Below are 18,451 nucleotides of genomic sequence, written 5' to 3'. Positions count from 1 at the left end.
GTCGCAGCGCGCATCGAATGGCAAGCGTCACCAAGTCTTCACTGGCCTCGGCCGGGCAAACCCTGCGCGGCGTCGTGCATGCACGGCGTACGCGGCGAATCGCGATTGGCCTGATCGTCTTCATGGTGGTCATCGGCCTTCTCGGCTTCTTCGTCGCGCCGCCGGTCATTCGTCATATCGCCGAGCAACAGCTTGGCAAGCAACTCGACCGGCCGGTGACCATCCGGCGCATTTGGCTCAATCCCTATTCGCTCGATTTCGAAGCTGATGACGTGCATATCGGCGAAGCGCCCGCGAATCTCGCGAAAGCGCCCGGCGCGGCGGCCGGTTTCGTCGATGTGTCGCGGCTCGTCGTGCGCACGTCGTGGTCGTCCATCTTCCGGCTCGCGCCCGTCGTCAATGAACTGAAGATCGATTCGCCGCGCATCAGCATCGTGCGTTTCGACGGCGAGCATTTCAATTTCTCCGATCTGATCGAGAAATTCTCGAAGCCTTCGTCGCCGCCATCGGACAAGCCGGCGCGCTTCTCCGTGTCGAACATTCGCGTGGAGAACGGCCGGATCGTGTTCGACGACCGGCTCCTGAAGGCGAAGCACACCATCGACCAGTTCGCGCTCGGTATCCCTTTCATCGCGACGCTGCCCTCGGCCACCGATATTTTCGTGACGCCGTTATTACAGGCGCACATCGACGGCTCGCCGCTCGTCGTGAAGGGCCGCACGAAGCCGTTTTCGGAGTCGCGCGAGTCGGAGATCGCGCTCACGCTCGACGGACTCGACGTGCCGCAGATGGCGTCTTACGCGCCGGCTTCCGTGCCCGTCGCGGTGAAGAGCGGCAAGCTCACGACCGACCTCAACGTGCGCTTTGCCATTGCCGGCGATGCACCGACCATTCGTATCGACGGCACTGCGGATTTGGCCGATCTCGCCGTCACCGATAAAGCGAACGCACCGCTCGTCGCCGCGCGCGCGTTGCATGTGAAGATTGCCAACGCCGAGCCGTTGCGCGATATCTATCATCTCGACGAAGTGACGCTTGCGGGTCCGGATGTACGGCTCGCGCGCGATACGTCCGGCACGCTCAACGTGCAGAAACTCGCGCCGCCGCCCGCGAAGGCCGAGGTGAAGAAGCCCGAAGCGAAGGACGCGCCGCCGCTCGATCTGGCCATCAAGCACGTTGCCATCGACGACGGCAAGATCGCGTTCGACGACCAGTTGATGAAGCAGCGCGTGCAGGAAACGCTGACAGGTCTAGCCGTCACGCTCGATGGTTTTTCGACGCTCGACAAGACGCCCGCGCGCTACACGCTCAAGACGGCGTTCGGTCACGGCGGTTCGCTCGGCGCTTCCGGCAACGTCGCGCTCGCCGCCAAGACCGCCGACGTCAAGTTGGCGCTCGAAGCATTGGCGCTGCCGCCGTTGCAGCCTTATATCGCGAATTCGCTGGCGGCGCGCGTGACGAGCGGCACGCTCGGCGCGAATCTGCCGGTGTCGGTCGATTGGTCGAAGCCGGATGCCAACGTGCAGGTCGGCGCGGGCGATGTGAAACTCGACGCGCTCACGCTCGTGCCGAATGCATCGAATGGCGCGGATGCCGCCGCGCCCATCAAGCTCGATGCCGCGCTCGCGAAGATCGTCAAGGTGGATGTGCCCGCGCGTCAGGTCGCGCTCGACAGCGTGCAGTTGAAGGGACTTTCGCTCGATGCCACGCGCCGCAAGGACGGCAGTATCGACCTGGCCGCGCTCGCTGGAGCGCATGAGGTTGCGCCGGAGCCGAGCGCCACGCGCAAGATTCAGAAGGCGCAGGAAGCGGGACCGGCGTGGCGCTATCAAATTGGCCAGATCGCGCTCGATAACGCCTCGGCTAATGTCACCGACTTGACGCCCACGACGCCCGTGAAGCTGCGCATTGCGCCGATGTCGGTAGCCGTGAAGCAGTTCAGCGACGATCTCTCGAAACCGCTCGATGTTACCGGCAAGCTCACGCTCAACGGGCGTGGCGCGCTCGATATAAATGGCGCGGTCACGGTCACACCGCTCAAGCTCGCGCTGCATGTGAAGGGCGATCAGGTCGATGCCGCCGCCTTCGAACCGTATTTCGGCGACAAACTCAACGTCGATATCGCAAGCGCGTTCCTCAACGCCAATGGCGATGTCGGCTTGTCGGGCAGTGGCAAGACGCTCGCGGCTTCCTACAAGGGCGATGTTTCGCTGACAGACGTGCGCATGCAGGACAAAGCGACGTCCGACCGTTTCGCCGGCTGGAAACTGCTCGGCCTCACCAACGTAAAGGTGAATTATGGCGAGCGCGGCACGGACGTTGACGCGGCGCGCGTGACCTTCGCGAACTTCTACGGCCGCGTGTTGCTCGACGCGCAAGGCAAGCTGAACCTGAAGAGCGTCGTGGCAAGCGACAACGGCCCGCGGCAGTCGGTGACGCGCGATCAGTCGAAGCCCGAGGCCTCGGCGGCGGCATCCGCGCCGGTCGCGGCGAGTGCGCCGGTCAAGACGGCGGCGGCCTCCGGTCCTCCGGTGAACATGCGCTTCGGCCAGCTCGTATTGCAGAACGGCCGTGTGACCTACACCGACAACTTCATCAAGCCCAACTTCACGGCGAATCTCGTGTCGATCAACGGGACCATCGGCGCATTCGGCACGCATTCGACGACGCCCGCGCCCGTCGATGTTGCCGCCAAGCTCGCCGCGAACGGACCGGTTTCGATCAAGGGACAGGTGAATCCGCTCATCGAAAAGCCCGCGCTCGACTTGACCGCGAGCGCGCACGACGTAGAGCTCACCAACCTCACGCCGTATTCGTCGAAGTATGCGGGCTATCCGATCACGAAGGGCAAGCTCAACGTCGATCTGCATTACATGCTCGGCGACGACAAGCTCACGGCGAACAACCACCTGTTCATCGACCAGTTGACGTTCGGCGATCACGTCGACAATTCGACGGCGACGAAGTTGCCGGTGCGGCTCGCCGTGTCGTTGCTGAAGAATTCGCGCGGCGAGATCGACGTGAACATTCCCATTTCGGGATCGCTTTCGAATCCGGAGTTTTCTATTGGCGGGCTCGTCTGGCAAGCCATATTGAATCTGGTGCAAAAGGCGGTGACCGCGCCGTTCTCGCTGCTCGCGCATGCGTTCGGCGGCAGCGGCGAGGAGCTGAATTACGTCGAATTCGACGCAGGCTCGGCGACGCTTAACGATGCCGCGCAGAAGAAGCTGGAGACGATTTCGAAGGCGCTCGCGGATAAGCCGTCGATCAGGCTGGATGTGACGGGGCGAGTCGATCCGAAAGTCGATGAACCCGCGTTACGCAGCGCTTGGCTGGATGGCCAAATCAAACGCGCGAAGGTCCGCGACATGTCGGATGGCGGCGAGAATGTGGACTGGCAGTCGGTGAAGGTATCGGATGCGGATTACGACAAGTATCTGACGAAGTTTTATAAGTCGGCGGATTTCAAGAAGCCGAAGAACTTCATCGGTTTGACGAAGTCGGTGCCGGACGAGGACATGAAGAGCGCGCTGACTGAAAACGCACCGGTCGATGAAGGCGCGTTGCGCGATCTGGCGCAGCGCCGCGCGCAGGCGGTGAAGGAGTACTTCGACGGAAAGATCGACAGCAGCCGGATTTTTGTCGTCGCGCCCAAGCTGAACGCGGACGGGATCAAGGATAAGGGCGCGGGGGAGCGGGTGGAGTTGGGGTTGAAGGGTTGAAGTGAGCGTTGGCCGTATGGACGACCTTTGCCTGCTGCAAGTATTGTTTATTATTTCAACGTCCGTTCGAACCGGATAACCGCTGAAGAACGGGAGTCAGCCGATGGGAACGAGTTACGAGCAAGACGTGGTGGCATGGGCCAAGGAACAGGCCGCGCTGCTGCGTGAAGGAAAGCTCTCGGCCATCGATATCGAGCATATCGCAGAGGAAATCGAAGACGTGGGCAAGAGCGAGCAACGAGAACTGGCAAGCCGCATGTCGGTGCTGCTAGCGCATTTGTTGAAGTGGCGGTTTCAGCCGGAGAGGCGTAGCACAAGCTCGCGATTTACGATCCGCACGCAGCGCAAAGACGTAATGTATGTTTTGCGAGAAGCACCGAGCCTTAAAGCTAAGTTCGATGACGCGGATTGGATCGACCTTATTTGGTCCAAGGCTAAAAATCTGGCGCAGGCGGAGACGGGAATCGATATCGACGTATTTCCGGAATTGTGTGCTTGGCCAATGATCCAGGCACTCGAACCAGAGTTCTACCCCGGCTGACTTCCCGATGCGCGGGCTTTCTCAGCCCGCGAGCCACCATCTAATGCGCCCCCGCCGCCGCCCCACCGCCGCCACCCTTCGCCACCTTCGTAATCCAAATCAGCGGAATGATCAGAATGAAGATGACCGCTGAAATGAGGAAGATATCGTTGAGTCCCATCATCGCGGCTTGAGTGTTGACGGTGAAGTTGAACATCCCACGCGCCTGGGCTTCACCGATATTCAGCGTCGATTGCGACATGCCGAGCGACTGCAAGAACGCCGGGTTATAAATATTCGCCTGCTCCGTCAGCCGCTCGTGATGCAGCGCGATCCGATGATCCCACTCGTTGCCCGCAAGCGATGTCCCCACCGCGCCGCAAAACACCCGCGCGAAATTCGACAAGCCTGCCGCCGCCGGTATTTTCGATGGCGGCAAGCCCGACAGCACGATGGCCGTGAGCGGCACGAAGAACATCGCCATTGGAATGCCTTGCAGGAGCGTCGGCAGCACGAGATGCCAGGTATCGATCTCGATCACATACTTCGAGCGCAGCCAGAATACGAACGCAAAGCCGACGAACGCCATGGTCGCGATCACGCGTGCGTCGCTGCGCGGCAGCACCTTGCCCATTACCGGCGCAAGAATCACGGCGAAGATGCCGAGCGGCGCGGTGACGAGACCCGCGTCGACGGAACGGTAGTTCAAATACTGCTGCATCCATTGCGGCAACAACACGAGATTGCCGAAAAACACGCCATAAGCGACCGAAATGGCCACCGTGCCGCCGAAGAAATTGCGTCCCGCGAAGAGCCGCAAATCGACGACCGGATTCTCCGCCGTCAGCTCCCACACGACGAAAAACGCGAATGAAATGGCTGCCGTTATCGCGAGAATGACGATGACCGGCGACTGGAACCAGTCGAGATCGCGTCCCTTGTCGAGCATGATCTGCAAGGACGCGACCCACGCGATCAGCAGCCCGAGCCCGACGATATCGATAGGCGCCTTGCGGCTCGGCGACTCGCGGTTGCGGTAGATGATCCACGTCACGCCCGCCGCGAAAATGCCGACCGGGATGTTGATATAGAAGATCCACGACCAAGAATAACTATCCGTGATCCAGCCGCCGAGCGCGGGACCGGCGATCGGGCCGACGGTCGCGGTCATCGCCCAGAGCGAGAGCGCCATCGAAGATTTCTCTTTCGGATACGAGCCGAGCAGAATGGCTTGCGAGAGCGGAATCAGCGGCCCGGCCACCGCGCCCTGCAAGACGCGCGCGAAAAGCAGCACAGGCAAATTGGGCGCAAGACCGCACAACCACGAGGAGAGCACGAACATGAGGATCGCGCCGACGAACAGATGAATTTGCCCGAGTCGCTGCGTGAGCCAGCCGGTTAGCGGAATGGAAACCGCGTTCGACGCGGCGAACACCGTAATGACCCAGGTGCCTTCGTTGACCGAGACGCCGAGATTGCCGGAGATGGTCGGAATCGCGACGTTGGCGATCGACGAATCCAACACGTTCATGAACGTAGCGAGCGCCACGGCGAAAGTGGCGAGCACCAGTTGCCCGCCTTGCAGTGGTGCGGGCGCGGCCGGTTGTCCAGGGGCGGCGGGGTTCGTTCGAGGCGGCGTGCTCAATGCTTTTCCTGTGAGGGCGCCGCGGCGCTTCAACTCGCCGCGGGTGGTGAATCAAGCCGCCAGTGTGCCTGTGCCGTGGGAAAGTTGCTGAACGCCCGCTCATCCCTCATTTCGCCGAAATATCGATTTCCCCCAAATACTTCTTCGCGAACTTGTCGATCGTGCCGTCGGCCTTCACCTTCGCGATGGCCGCGTTGAGTTTGCTCTTCAGCGCATCGTCGCCCTTGCGCACGCCGTACGCAATGCCGCTGCCGAGAATCTTGTCGTCCCGCACCGGCGCGCCGACGAACGCAAAGCCGTTGCCGTCGGGCTTCGACAGAAAGCCGGTTTGTCCCGCAGGCGCGAGCACCAGCGTGGCATCGAGGCGGCCGGACTTGAGGTCCGTGTAGACCTGGTTCTGATCCTGATACGGCACGACCTTCACGCCTTCGTTTTCCCAATGCGCCTTGGCAAAGGTCTCCTGGATCGAACCCTGCAACACGCCCACGCTCTTGCCCTTTAGCGACGCGGGCGTCGGTTCGAGTCCACTGCCCGTTTTCGCGATGAGTTGCGTCGGCACGCGATACACCACCGTCGTGAAGTCGATGGCCTGACGGCGCTGGTCGGTCGCGTTCATCGCCGAATTGATGGCGTCGAACTTGCGGCCCTGCAGCGCGGGAATCAACCCGTCGAAAGAGGTCTCGACCCACTTGCAGCTCATCTGCGCCGCCACGCACACGGCGTTGCCGACATCGATATCGAGTCCTTGCAGTTCGCCCGTCGACGCCTTCGACTCGAACGGCGGGTACTGCGCTTCGAGCCCGAAACGCAAGGTATCGGCGGCGAACGCCGCGCCGCTCGCGAACGAGCAGGCAAGGAATAGGGCGGTGGCGGCGTATTTGATCTTCATCGTGTCGTGTCTCGAATGTTTTTAGATGGAGCAAAGGCGGCGCGCGCCTTCGATCAGCGTGTCGTCGTCCTTCGCGAACGAAAGCCGGATCACGTGGTTGTCGGTGCCGTCGGTATAAAACGCGGACAACGGAATGGTCGCCACGCGCGCCTCGCGAATCAGGCGCAGCACGAAGTCGCTGTCGCTTTCATCCGAAATCGCGCTGTAGCGTGCGAGCATGAAGAAACTGCCCGCGCTCGGCAACAACTCGAAGCGCGATCCCGCGAGCGATGTCGCCAGCAAGTCGCGCTTGTGCTGATAGAACGGTCCGAGGTTGAGATAGCTCGATTCGTCGGCGAGCGCTTCGGCGAAAGCCATTTGCATCGGCGTATCGGCGGAAAACGTCATGAACTGGTGAATCTTGCGGATCTCGGCAGTCAACGCGGCGGGCGCGAGACAGTAGCCGACGCGCCAGCCCGTCACGTGATACGACTTGCCGAACGACGACACGATCACGCTGCGCTCGGCCAGTTCCGGGTAGCGCGCCATGCCATGATGCGGCGCGCCGTCGAACACTACGTGCTCGTAGACTTCGTCCGACAGCACGATGATCTTCGTGTCGCGCGTGAGCGCCGTGAGACGCGCGATGTCTTCATCGGCGAAGGCGCTGCCGGTCGGATTGTGCGGCGTGTTGACGAGGATCATGCGCGTTTTCGGCGTGATGGCCGCCGCGACTTCGTCCCAGTCGATCTGAAAATTCTCCGCCGATAGCTGGATGGCGATAGGCGTCGCACCCTGAAGCTGCACGATCGGCGCGTAACTGTCGAACGACGGCTCGAAGTAGATCACCTCGTCGCCGGGATGCACGAGCGCGCTGATGGTCGCGTAAAGCCCCTCGCTCGCGCTCGCCACAACCGTCACTTCCGTTCCCGGATCGTACTGCGCGCCATACAGCTTGTGCGTCTTGTCGGCGATGGCTTCACGCAGCGCCAGCACGCCCGACATCGGCGAATACTGGTTATGTCCTGCTCGCATGGCTCGCTCGACGCCTTCGATCAGGCGCGGATCGCATGCGAAGTTCGGCGCGCCTTGAGAAAGATTGAGCGCGTGATGTTCGTCGGCAAGCTGGCCGATCACGGTGAAAATAGTCGTGCCGACGCTCGGCAGCTTCGACTCGGGGATGCAGGCGCTTTGCACGGCAAATGTCTCCGGTATTGCAGTTCGTCGATTGAACCGCGGCAATAAAGCCGGAACAATCGAAACTTTGTCATACTAGCCATGCTTCGAATTCATGGCTACGTAGACAAACCCGCGAACGACCACATGAAACCCTTGCCATCCCTGGACGTGCTGAAGACCTTCCTCGTGGTCGCGCGCAAGCTCAATTTCACGCGCGCCGCCGATGTGTTGAACGTGACGCAAGGCGCGGTGAGCCGCCAGATTGCCGGACTGGAGGCGCATCTCGGCTATGCGCTCTTCGTGCGGCAGGCGCGCGGCCTTGCGCTCACGCATCATGGCGCGTTGCTCATCGCGCCGTTGCAGCAGGCTTTCGAACAGATCGCCGATGCGCTCGCGAAAGGTGGCGCACAGTCCGGAACACTGCGTCTGAAGTGTCCGACCTGCGCCATGCGCTGGGTCTTGCCGCGTGTCATTCGTCTGCAGAACGAGCGTCCGGAACTGGTGATCGAAGTGACAGCAGCCGTGTCGCACAGTGTCGAGTTCAACGCCGAACAGTTCGATGCAGCCATCGTGTTTGGCGCGCCGGCGCCAGCGCAGAAGGGTGTCAGCTCGCACCATCTGTTCGATGAAGTGTTGACGCCCGTCTGTGCGCCCGAGCAGTTCAAGGTTCGGCGGGACCGCGCACCGTCGCCCGACGATCTGACCGGCAAAACGCTTTTGCATCCCACACGCGACCGGCGCGACTGGCTCTTGTGGCTCGGCGCTTATGGTTACGCCGGCCTTCCTTCGATGAAGGCGCAGCATTTCGACACGCTCGATCTCGCCATCACATCGGCGATGCAGGGTCTCGGCGTAACCATCGGCGACTTGTCGCTGATCGAGGACGACTTGCGCGCGAAACGCGTGATCGCGCCGTTTTCGCTGTGTGTGCCGAGCGGCGCGGCGTACTACCTCGTCTACCCCGAGCGGCCCGCGCCGTCGCCGACCTTGCAGCAGTTCGCGAAATGGCTGGAAGGGGAGGCGGCACAGACGCGTGAGACGCTCCAGGCTTACACGAACGCCGTGCAAGCCTGAGCACGTGCAACGCTTACATGCCGTGCTTCGTCACCACGGTGTCCCACTGGCCGTTCTTCACCTGATAGAGCGTCGATGACGCGTTCTTCAACGCGCCGTTGTCATCGAATGCGATCGGGCCGGTGATGCCATCGAAGGAAATCTTCTTCAACGCCGGCCGATACACCTTGGGATCGGCGGAACCGGCCTTCTCCATTGCGTTGATCGCGGCCCACGCGGCGTCGTAGCCGAACGGCGCATACGAGAGAATCGCCACCCCGAAGCGTTTCTGGAACTTGTCGCTGAACGCCTTGCCTTGCGGCAGCTTGTCGAGCGGGCTGCCGTATTCCCACGCCTGCGCGCCTTCGGCCGCGTCGCCGGCGAGCTTGAGGAAGTCGGCATCCATCACGCCGCCGCCGCCCACGAACTGCGCGGTCATGCCGAGCTGCTTCATGCGCTTGACCACGGCTGCCGCTTGCCGATCCAATCCGCCGAAGAAAATCAGATCGGCGTTGGCCGCCTTTAGACGCGTGAGCTGCGCGCTGAAGTCGACCGTCTGGTTGTCGCTGAATTCGCGCGCGACGATCGTGCCGCCTTTCGCTTTCACCGCTTTCTCGAACTCGTCGGCTTCGCCCTGACCGAAGGCCGTGCGGTCGTCGATGATGCCGATCTTCTTCGCCTTCGTCGTCGTCACCGCGTAGGCGCCGGCGTTGCCCGCGTTCTGCGCATCGCTCGAAATGACCGTGAAGACGTTTTCCAGGCCACGCGTGGTAATGGTCGGGTTAGTCGCCGCGGGATCGATCAGCGGAATGCCGGCGGTGTTGTAGATCGGCGATGCAGGCAGCGTCGTGCCCGAGTTGAAGTGTCCGACGACCACGGCCACGCCGTCATCCACGAGCTTCTGCGCGGCCTGCACGCCGATGCGCGGGTCGGCCTGATCGTCTTCCGCCGCGATTTCGAACTTCGCCGTCTTGCCGCCGATGCTGATCTTTTTGGCGTTCGCTTCATCGAGCGCGAGTTGCACGCCGTTCTGGAGATCTTTGCCGTAGCCCGCGTTTGCGCCGGTGAGCGGCGCGGCAAAGCCGACTTTCACCGTCATGTCCTCGGCGGCCGCGGCGAACGGCAGCGCGGCAAGCGCGACGGCGGCGCAGACTAGCTTGAGGCTCGTGTGGATACGCATGGTTTCCTCTCCTTGTTGGTCTGACTGACTGTTTCGACTATCGAATGGGACATCGCCACAAGTGCGCCGGCAAGAAGGGCTTTCCCCTCGCGCGCATCCGGCGCACGGTGAACGAGGCGGGACATGCGCAATTTAGGGAGCCAAATTCGCCGCGTCTTGTTGTTAAGTCGCGTGACGGATGCGGATTTCGGCATAGCGTCGGCGGACCGAATACCCAAGCGGGATGCGGCACTGCGGGATTTGAAGCAAGTCGCGCCACGACGATTCGCGCCGCGTCCCGAGAGCCTCCTGTCGCGTCGATGAAAACGCGGCTCTTGACAGAGTGCATATGCACAAATATGCTAAACGGCATGGCTACGAATCCGAACTCTTCTCTCTTCGATTGCAACTGCTTCGCAATCCGCCAGGCCGCGCGCTATGTCTCGCAGTTGTACGAGCGGCATCTGAACGTGGCCGGCATCACGGCCGCGCAATACACGCTCATGTTGGCTATCGCGCGCCGGCCCGATGTGTCGATGGCGGATCTCGCCGACGCCATGGTCATGGACCGCACCACGCTCGTTCGCGCGCTCAAGCCTTTGCAACGCGATGGCATCGTCGAAGCGGAGCAGCAGGCGGCGAGTTCGCGTGCAGTCGGGCTGCGGCTGACGTCGCAAGGCAGGGAGACGCTCAAGAAAGCGGTCGAGCAATGGCGCATCGCGCAGGCCGAGTTCGAAGCGAAGTTCGGAGAGAAGCGCGCGAAGGCCTTGCGTCAATCGCTATTCGAACTGACCGCGACGGCTTGAGGCGAAAGCACGAATGCTCCGCGTCTGGCTCAAGAGCGCGGCTTGTTCTGCGCTTCATCGAAGCCCGCCGCCGCTTCCTGCACGTCGGGCGGAAAGTCGCCGAACTCCATGACTTGCCGCACTTCGATCACCTCGTTGTCCGACGCGGGACAACGCTTCGCCCATTCGATCGCCTCTTCGCGCGATTTGACCTGCAGCATCCAGTAACCGCCCAGCACTTCCTTGGCTTCGGCGAAAGGGCCGTCGACGACGCGCGGCTTGCCGCCTTCGAACGAAACGCGCGCGCCCATCGAAGGGGGATGCAGTCCGTCGAGCGCGAGCAACACGCCTGCCTTCTGCAGTTCTTCGTTGTACTTCATCATTGAGGCGACGGCTTCGGCGGAGGGCAGCGTGCCCGGTTGCGCGCTTTCGTAGCCGCGCGGGATCATCAGCATCATGAAACGCATGGAATGCTCCTCGATAAGTTGCAAGCGTGGCCTTTCCCCGCTCACACCCTACGACGAGCCAGCCGCAAGCAAATCGACAGACGCGCGCTTTAAGCGTTTATCCCTAGCTGATTCCGGTTGCTTTAAGCGCGTCTCGCGCCGAATAATGTAATCCATTACATCTCGTTCGCCGCGGTGGCGCGCAGCATGTCGGATACGGTTCGTACACGCGAGGAAGTATCGATAGCGGATGTCGCCGAGCGCGCGGGCGTGTCGGTCGCGACGGTATCGCGCGTGCTCAACGGCCATGCGAACGTGCGCGAGACGACGCGCGAGAAAGTGCGCGTGGCCGTGGCCGCAAGCGGTTATCGCATCAACGAACTTGCGCGCAATCTTCGCACGGCGGAAAGCCGTCTGCTGCTCACCATGGTGCCGGACTTCGGGAATCCGTTTTATGCGGCTATCGTACGTGGCATCGACAGCGTGGCGCGACAAAACGGCTATTTCATGCTGATGTGCGATACCGGCGCCGACCCCTTGCGCGAGCGCAGTTACTTCGACTTGTTACGCGGACGCCGCGCGGATGGCGCAATTTGTCTCGACCCCGCCGCCGTGCAAAAGGCGCTTGCCGAAGAGGCCTCGACCTTGCCGTGGGTTGCGTGCTGCGAATTCGATCCGGGCGCGGGCGTGCCTTACGTGGGCATCGACAATCATCTTGCAGCGGGCGATGTCGTGCGGTATCTGCTTGGCAAGGGACACGAACGCATCGCGCTCATCAACTCGGGACACGGCTATCTGTACGGACGCCAGCGGCTGGCCGGTTATCGCGATGCGCTTCGGGACGCGGGTATCGAAGCCAATCCGGCGTGGCAGGTCGAACTCGAAAGCCTCGATTACGACGCCGGCGAACGCGCGGCCACGCAGCTTGCCTCGCTTGGCGAGCGCACAAGACCGACCGCGATCTTCGCCGTTTCTGACACGCTCGCCATCGGCGTGATGAACGGTCTGCGCGGCGTCGGCTTGCGCGTACCGGAAGATGTCGCGGTAGTGGGCTTCGACGATATCGCGGTGGCCGCACATGTCTATCCGCCGCTTACCACTGTCTCGCAGCCTATGCAGGCGCTCGGTGAAACGGCGGCGGAACTGCTGCTCAAGCGCCTGCGCGATCCACGCGCGGACGTGCCGGGCGTGCTGCTGCCGCATCGACTCATTCAACGAAGGAGCGCGTGAAAATGAGCCTTGCCGTGCGCTTCGAGGGAATCGAAAAACAGTTCGGGCCGGTGCGCGTGCTGCACGGCGTGAGCTTCGATCTGAAGCCGGGACGCATCCACGGCTTGCTTGGCGAAAACGGCGCGGGCAAGTCCACGCTCATGAAAATCCTCGCTGGCTACGAGCGCGCCAACGCAGGCGAGATGGTGATCGACGGAAGACGAGCCGACTTTAGAAGTTCGCGTGAAGCGGAACATGCCGGCATCGTGCTGATCCACCAGGAACTGAACCTCGCGGATCATCTCAGCATCACGCAGAACATGTTTCTCGGGCACGAGTTGCGGCGCGGCTTCTTTCTCGATGAACCGGCCATGCGCGATGCCGCCCGCGACGCGCTCACCGAAGTCGGCCTGCACAAGAACCCAGACACGCGCGTGCGCGACTTGATCGTCGCGGAAAAGCAGTTGGTCGAGATTGCCAAGGCGATGCTGCGCAATGCGCGCCTGCTCATCATGGACGAGCCCACCGCGACGCTCACGCCTTCGGAAACGCAGCGTCTTTTTGCGCTGATGGCACGGCTGAAGGAAGCGGGCGTGACCATCGTCTATATCTCGCACAAGCTTGACGAAGTGGAGCGCGTGACCGACGAAGTGATCGTCATGCGCGATGGCCGCTTCGTCGCGCGCTCGCCGACCGATGAAATCACGCGTCATCAGATGGCGAACCTGATGGTCGGCCGCGAAGTCTCTGACATGTTCCCGGACAAGCCGCCGCTCGCCGCCGATGCGCCCGTCGCCTTCAAGGTCGATCAAGCGTCGGTGCCGGGCTGGGCGGAAGGCGTGAGCTTCTCGGTGCGCGCGGGCGAAGTGTTCGGCTTCGCGGGTCTCGTCGGCGCGGGACGCACGGAACTCTTCGAAGCGCTCGTGGGTTTGCGGCCGCTGAGCGCGGGAACCATCGCGATTGAAAATGGCACCGTGAAGCTCAAAAGCCCGCGCGACGCCATGCGTCACGGCATCACTTACTTGAGCGAAGACCGCAAGGGACGCGGCCTGCATGTCGACATGGCGTTGAAAGACAATCTCACGATGATGACGCTGGAACGCTACGCGCATCCCCTCGTCGACATGCACGCGGAACGCGTGGCGCTCGATGTCGCCGTGAAGGACTTCGGCATACGCACGGGCAATGCGAAGAGCCGCGCGCGCATGCTCTCGGGCGGCAATCAGCAGAAGCTCGCGCTCGCCAAGTTCCTGCATCCCGATCCGCGCGTGATCGTGCTCGACGAACCGACGCGCGGCGTCGATGTCGGCGCCAAACGCGACATCTATTTCCTGATTCATCGCCTGGCCGCCGAAGGCCGCGCGGTGATCGTGATCTCTTCCGAGCTGATCGAACTCATCGGGCTTTGTCATCGCGTCGCGGTGATGCGCGCGGGCGAGCTCGTCGCGACGCTCGGCATGGAACTCCTGACCGAAGAGAGGTTGATCGCGCATGCGACCGGCACACACTGAAGACACCGCGCAGGAAAGCCGCCTCGCCGCCTACTCACGCATACTGTTCGGCGTCGGGCCGCTGATCGGACTGATCGCGCTTTGCGTCGGCGGAACCATGCTCAACGGCGACTTCGCCACTTTCGACAACGCCATGAACGTGCTCACGCGCACATCGTTCATCGGCATCATCGCGGTGGGGATGACCTTCGTCATCATCTCGGGCGGGATCGATCTGTCGGTCGGGTCAATGGCCGCGCTCATCGCGGGCAGCATGATCTACATGATGAACGGGCTGCTGCAGGGCGTGCGCGGACATGCCGTGCCGCCGCTCGCGATTCTCGCGCTCGGCATCGTGCTGGCGCTCGTGCTCGGTGCGTTGTTCGGGCTCGCGCATGGCTTGCTCGTGACCAAAGGGCGCATCGAGCCGTTCATCGTCACGCTGGGAACGCTCGGCGTGTTTCGCGCGCTTCTGACATGGCTCGCGGATGGCGGCGCGCTCACGCTCGACAATTCGCTCGTCGATCTCTACGGCCCGGTCTATTACGCGAGTCTCTTCGGCGTGCCCGTGCCGATCTGGGTGTTCCTGATCGTCGCGGCGGGCGGCGCTATCGTGCTCAATCGCACGGTGTTCGGGCGTCACGTGCAGGCTATCGGCTCGAACGAACAGGTTGCGCGTTATGCGGCCATTCGCGTGGATCAGGTGAAGATCGCGACCTACGTGCTGCTTGGACTGTGCGTCGCGGTCGCGACCGTGCTCTACGTGCCGCGGCTCGGTTCGGCCACGCCGACCACCGGCCTCTTATGGGAGCTCGAAGCCATCGCGGCCGTGGTGGTGGGCGGTACCGCGCTCAGAGGCGGCGAAGGGCGCGTGATCGGCACGGTCATCGGCGCGATTCTGCTTTCGGTCATCAACAACATCTTGAACCTGACGAGCATCATCAGCGTGTATCTGAATGCGGCGGTGCAGGGCGCCGTGATCATTTTCGTGGCCTTCCTGCAGCGTGGACGTCGATAGAAGTATCTAAAACACAGGAGACATCGTCATGAAACTCGTGCTTCGCGCGCTCGCCGCGCTTACCTTGACGGCGAGCGCGTTCGCCGTTTCCACGTCCGTATCCGCCGCCGATAAAGTCGTGCTCGGCGTCGCCATTCCGACCGCGACGCACGGCTTCACGGGCGGTATCGTCTGGTGGGCCAACGAAGCGAAGAAGGAACTGGAGAAGGCGCATCCCGACCTCAAGGTGATCGTGAAGACGGCGGCCGGCGCGCCCGAACAGGCCAACCAGTTGCAGGATCTCGTGACGGTCAACAAGATCAATGCGCTCGTGATTTTCCCGTTCGAATCGGCGTCGCTCACGCAGCCGGTCGCGCAGGTGAAGAAGAAAGGCGTGTACGTGACGGTCGTGGATCGCGGCTTGACCGACACCAGCGCGCAGGACGCGTACGTCGCCGGCGACAACACTGCGTTCGGCAAGCTGCCCGCCGAATATCTCGCGAAGACGCTGGACAACAAGGGCGATATCGTCGCGTTGCGCGGCATTCCGACGACCCTCGACAATGAACGCTGGGCCGCGTTCGAAGGCGTGATCAAGCAGCATCCGGACATGAAGATTCTCGATGCGAAATACGCCAATTGGAATCGCGACGACGCCTTCAAGACCATGCAGGACTATCTCACGCGCTTCAAGCACATCGACGCCGTGTGGGCCGCCGACGACGACATGATGATCGGCGTGCTGAAGGCGATCGAGCAGGCAAAGCGCACCGATATCAAGGAAGTGTTCGGCGGCGCGGGATCGAAGGAAGCGGTCAAGCGCATCATGGATGGCGACAAGCTCGTAAAGGCCGACGTCTCGTACTCGCCGAAGTTCATCTACGACGCAATCAAGCTCACCGCCGAAGCGCGCCTGAAGGGCGACAAGCTGCCGCCGACCACGATCATTCCCTCGGTGCTCATCACGAAGGAGAACGCCAAGCAGTTCTATTACCCGAACTCGCCGTTCTGAGTGGCGGGCCGGTTTCGACCGGCCCTTCGCGTTGTTCAAATATCGAGGCGAAAGATGAAGACCATCAAGGGCCCCGCGATCTTTCTCGCGCAATTCATGGGCGACGACGTGCCGTTCGACTCGCTCGCGCATCTCGCGTCGTGGGCGAAAGGACTCGGCTACGCGGGCATTCAGGTGCCGGCGGACCCGCGTCTCATCGATCTGGAGAAGGCCGCATCCAGCGATGCCTATTGCGACGACATTCGCCGCACCGTCGAGGATGCGGGCGTCGCGATCACCGAACTGTCTACGCATCTGCAAGGGCAACTGGTCGCGGTGCATCCGGCCTACGACACCTTGTTCGATGGCTTCGCCGCGCCCCATGTGCGAGGCAATCCGGCCGCGCGCACCGAATGGGCGACCGGGCAATTGAAGTACGCGGCGGCGGCATCGAAACGGCTCGGGCTCGCTGCGCATGTGACCTTTTCGGGCGCGCTCGCGTGGCCGTATTTCTATCCGTGGCCGCAGCGTCCGGCGGGTCTCGTCGAAGCCGCATTCGAGGAACTTGCCGCGCGCTGGCGACCGATCCTCGATGAGTTCGAGCACGCGGGCGTCGACGTGTGTTACGAACTGCACCCCGGCGAAGACCTGCACGATGGCGTGACCTTCGAGCGCTTTCTCGCGGCGGTGGATGACCATCCGCGCGCGAATATCCTGTTCGATCCGAGTCACTTCGTTTTGCAGCAACTCGATTATCTGGCGTTCATCGACATCTATCACGCGCGCATCAAGGCGTTTCATGTGAAGGACGCGGAGTTCCGGCCGAATGGCCGCCAAGGCGTGTACGGCGGATATTCGGGATGGGTCGAGCGCGCCGGGCGCTTTCGCTCGTTAGGCGACGGGCAGATCGACTTCAAGGCGATCTTCTCGAAGATGGCGCAATACGATTTCCCAGGCTGGGCCGTGCTTGAATGGGAATGCGCGTTGAAGCATCCGGAAGACGGCGCGCGCGAAGGCGCGGTGTTTATCCGCGATCACATCATCCGCGTGGCCGAACGCGCCTTCGACGACTTCGCGGGCAGCGGCGCGAATCGCGAGCAGTTGCGCGGCGTGCTCGGCATGGGAGAAACGCGATGAAGCGCGTGCGGCTGGGCATGGTAGGCGGCGGCGAGGGCGCGTTCATCGGCGCGGTGCACCGGATCGCGGCGCGGCTCGACGACCGTTATGAGTTGGTGGCGGGCGCGTTGTCATCGGACCCGCAGCGCGCGGCGGCGAGCGCATCGGCAATCGGTTTGCCGCGCAGCTATGGCGATTATCGCGAAATGGCGCGAGTCGAGGCGGGGCGTTCGGACGGCGTGGAAGCGGTGGCTATCGTCACGCCGAATCATCTGCATGCGCCCATTGCCACGGCGTTTCTCGAAGCCGGCATCCACGTGATCTGCGACAAGCCGCTCGCGGTATCGCTGGCCGAAGGCGAGGCGCTGCAAAAGCTCGCGCGCGACAAGGGGCTGGTGTTCGCGGTGACATACACGTACACGGGCTATCCGCTCGTGCGGCATGCGCGCGGCATGGTGCGGCAGGGATTGCTCGGCGATATCCGCGTGGTGCAGGTCGAATATGCGCAGGACTGGCTTTCGTTGCCGGTGGAAACGCAGGCGAACCGTCAGGCCGTGTGGCGCACCGATCCCGCGCTCGCGGGGCCGGCGGGATGCCTCGGCGATATCGGCACGCACGCGTATCAGCTTGCCGACTACGTGACGGGGATGCGGCCGTCGGAGTTGGCGGCGGAAGTGACGACGTTCGTGGCGGGGCGGCGTATCGACGATCACGTGCAAGCGATGCTGCGCTACGCGAACGGCGCGCGCGGCATATTGTGGGCGAGCCAGGTCGCGGCGGGCGAAGAGAACGCGTTGCGCCTGCGCGTTTATGGCACGAAGGCCGGTTTGATGTTCGATCAGCAGGAGCCGAACGAATTGTGGTTCACGCCGGTGGGCGGCGCGTCGCAGCGAATCACGCGCGGACGCGTGCAAAGCGCCGAGGCGCTGCACGCGACGCGGGTTCCGGCGGGGCATCCGGAAGGGTATCTGGAGGCTTTCGCGCAGCTTTATACGGATGCGGCGGCGTGTATCGCTAGCGGGACGACGCAGGGGGATGACTGGTTGACCACGGTCGAGGATGGCGTCGCGGGGTTGAGGTTCGTGGAGGCGGTGTTGAGGAGTAGTGGGAGGGATGGGGCTTGGGTGGGGGTATCTGACTGAAACGGTGTGCCTGCTTCAAGTCAACGACACAGTGCTATTTCCAATGGTAGGCTCTTGTCATTCATTCCCGAATGACGATCAAGGCGTTTCCTTAGCGGCCGGACCTTGAGCATCGTTTGACGCAATCGA

Annotated in this window: 15 protein-coding genes; 10 read left to right on the top strand and 5 right to left on the bottom strand. The window is 62.5% G+C overall.

The window, feature by feature from the left end:
• Positions 1-17 precede the first annotated feature (17 nt).
• Together ACYQ47_RS05950 and ACYQ47_RS05945 are read left to right on the top strand one after the other, a co-directional pair.
• Positions 18-3,722, top strand: coding sequence for a DUF748 domain-containing protein (locus ACYQ47_RS05950; RefSeq protein WP_459904734.1), 3,705 nt, complete (start codon positions 18-20; stop codon positions 3,720-3,722).
• Positions 3,723-3,825: 103 nt separating this feature from the next.
• Positions 3,826-4,263 (top strand): DUF29 domain-containing protein, encoded by a 438-nt coding sequence (locus ACYQ47_RS05945; RefSeq protein ID WP_459904733.1) that lies wholly within the window; start codon positions 3,826-3,828, stop codon positions 4,261-4,263.
• A 40-nt stretch (positions 4,264-4,303) separates the two neighbouring features.
• Here ACYQ47_RS05945 and ACYQ47_RS05940 read toward each other — a convergent pair whose 3' ends face one another.
• The 3 genes from ACYQ47_RS05940 to ACYQ47_RS05930 form a co-directional block, all read right to left on the bottom strand.
• Complete coding sequence (locus ACYQ47_RS05940; protein WP_244829063.1) at positions 4,304-5,887, bottom strand: DHA2 family efflux MFS transporter permease subunit; 1,584 nt, start codon at positions 5,885-5,887, stop codon at positions 4,304-4,306.
• 106 nt (positions 5,888-5,993) lie between these two features.
• On the bottom strand, positions 5,994-6,776 hold the full coding sequence (locus ACYQ47_RS05935) for an ABC transporter substrate-binding protein (protein ID WP_244829064.1): 783 nt from the start codon (positions 6,774-6,776) through the stop codon (positions 5,994-5,996).
• Positions 6,777-6,797: 21 nt separating this feature from the next.
• Positions 6,798-7,952, bottom strand: coding sequence for a methionine aminotransferase (locus ACYQ47_RS05930; protein WP_250526515.1), 1,155 nt, complete (start codon positions 7,950-7,952; stop codon positions 6,798-6,800).
• A 126-nt stretch (positions 7,953-8,078) separates the two neighbouring features.
• Between ACYQ47_RS05930 and ACYQ47_RS05925 the strand changes: the two genes are divergently transcribed.
• Positions 8,079-9,008: a LysR substrate-binding domain-containing protein gene (locus tag ACYQ47_RS05925; protein WP_459904732.1), complete on the top strand. Its 930-nt coding sequence runs from the start codon at positions 8,079-8,081 to the stop codon at positions 9,006-9,008.
• Positions 9,009-9,021: 13 nt separating this feature from the next.
• Here the strand turns inward: ACYQ47_RS05925 and ACYQ47_RS05920 are convergent, their stop codons facing one another.
• Positions 9,022-10,167, bottom strand: a complete 1,146-nt coding sequence (locus ACYQ47_RS05920; protein ID WP_244829067.1) for a branched-chain amino acid ABC transporter substrate-binding protein — start codon at positions 10,165-10,167, stop codon at positions 9,022-9,024.
• A gap of 350 nt (positions 10,168-10,517) precedes the next feature.
• Here ACYQ47_RS05920 and ACYQ47_RS05915 point away from each other — a divergent pair, with 350 nt between their 5' ends.
• Positions 10,518-10,952 (top strand): MarR family winged helix-turn-helix transcriptional regulator, encoded by a 435-nt coding sequence (locus tag ACYQ47_RS05915; RefSeq protein ID WP_459904731.1) that lies wholly within the window; start codon positions 10,518-10,520, stop codon positions 10,950-10,952.
• A 29-nt stretch (positions 10,953-10,981) separates the two neighbouring features.
• Here ACYQ47_RS05915 and ACYQ47_RS05910 read toward each other — a convergent pair whose 3' ends face one another.
• Positions 10,982-11,398, bottom strand: a complete 417-nt coding sequence (locus ACYQ47_RS05910) for a YciI family protein (protein ID WP_309850174.1) — start codon at positions 11,396-11,398, stop codon at positions 10,982-10,984.
• 186 nt (positions 11,399-11,584) lie between these two features.
• Here ACYQ47_RS05910 and ACYQ47_RS05905 point away from each other — a divergent pair, with 186 nt between their 5' ends.
• The 6 genes from ACYQ47_RS05905 to ACYQ47_RS05880 are packed head-to-tail and all read left to right on the top strand — an operon-like array spanning position 11,585 to position 18,322.
• Positions 11,585-12,607, top strand: a complete 1,023-nt coding sequence (locus ACYQ47_RS05905; protein WP_244829070.1) for a LacI family DNA-binding transcriptional regulator — start codon at positions 11,585-11,587, stop codon at positions 12,605-12,607.
• Positions 12,608-12,609: 2 nt separating this feature from the next.
• Positions 12,610-14,097 carry a sugar ABC transporter ATP-binding protein gene (locus ACYQ47_RS05900; protein ID WP_244829071.1) on the top strand — a complete coding sequence of 496 codons (1,488 nt, stop codon included), beginning with the start codon at positions 12,610-12,612 and terminating at the stop codon, positions 14,095-14,097.
• A complete protein-coding gene (locus ACYQ47_RS05895) occupies positions 14,078-15,094 on the top strand; it encodes an ABC transporter permease (RefSeq protein WP_244829072.1) in 1,017 nt (338 codons plus the stop codon). Before ACYQ47_RS05900 ends, ACYQ47_RS05895 begins: the two co-directional genes overlap by 20 nt.
• Before the next feature lie 28 nt (positions 15,095-15,122).
• Positions 15,123-16,085, top strand: a complete 963-nt coding sequence (locus ACYQ47_RS05890) for a substrate-binding domain-containing protein (RefSeq protein ID WP_244829073.1) — start codon at positions 15,123-15,125, stop codon at positions 16,083-16,085.
• A gap of 54 nt (positions 16,086-16,139) precedes the next feature.
• Entirely contained in the window at positions 16,140-17,201 is a 1,062-nt protein-coding gene (locus tag ACYQ47_RS05885; protein WP_244829074.1) for a sugar phosphate isomerase/epimerase family protein, read from the top strand.
• A complete protein-coding gene (locus ACYQ47_RS05880; protein ID WP_459904730.1) occupies positions 17,198-18,322 on the top strand; it encodes a Gfo/Idh/MocA family protein in 1,125 nt (374 codons plus the stop codon). Before ACYQ47_RS05885 ends, ACYQ47_RS05880 begins: the two co-directional genes overlap by 4 nt.
• Positions 18,323-18,451 lie beyond the last annotated feature (129 nt).

This window comes from Caballeronia sp. HLA56, assembly GCF_054655155.1.
The sequence above is the reverse complement of the archived record's forward strand: the minus strand, read 5'-3'. Positions and strand labels throughout refer to the sequence as shown.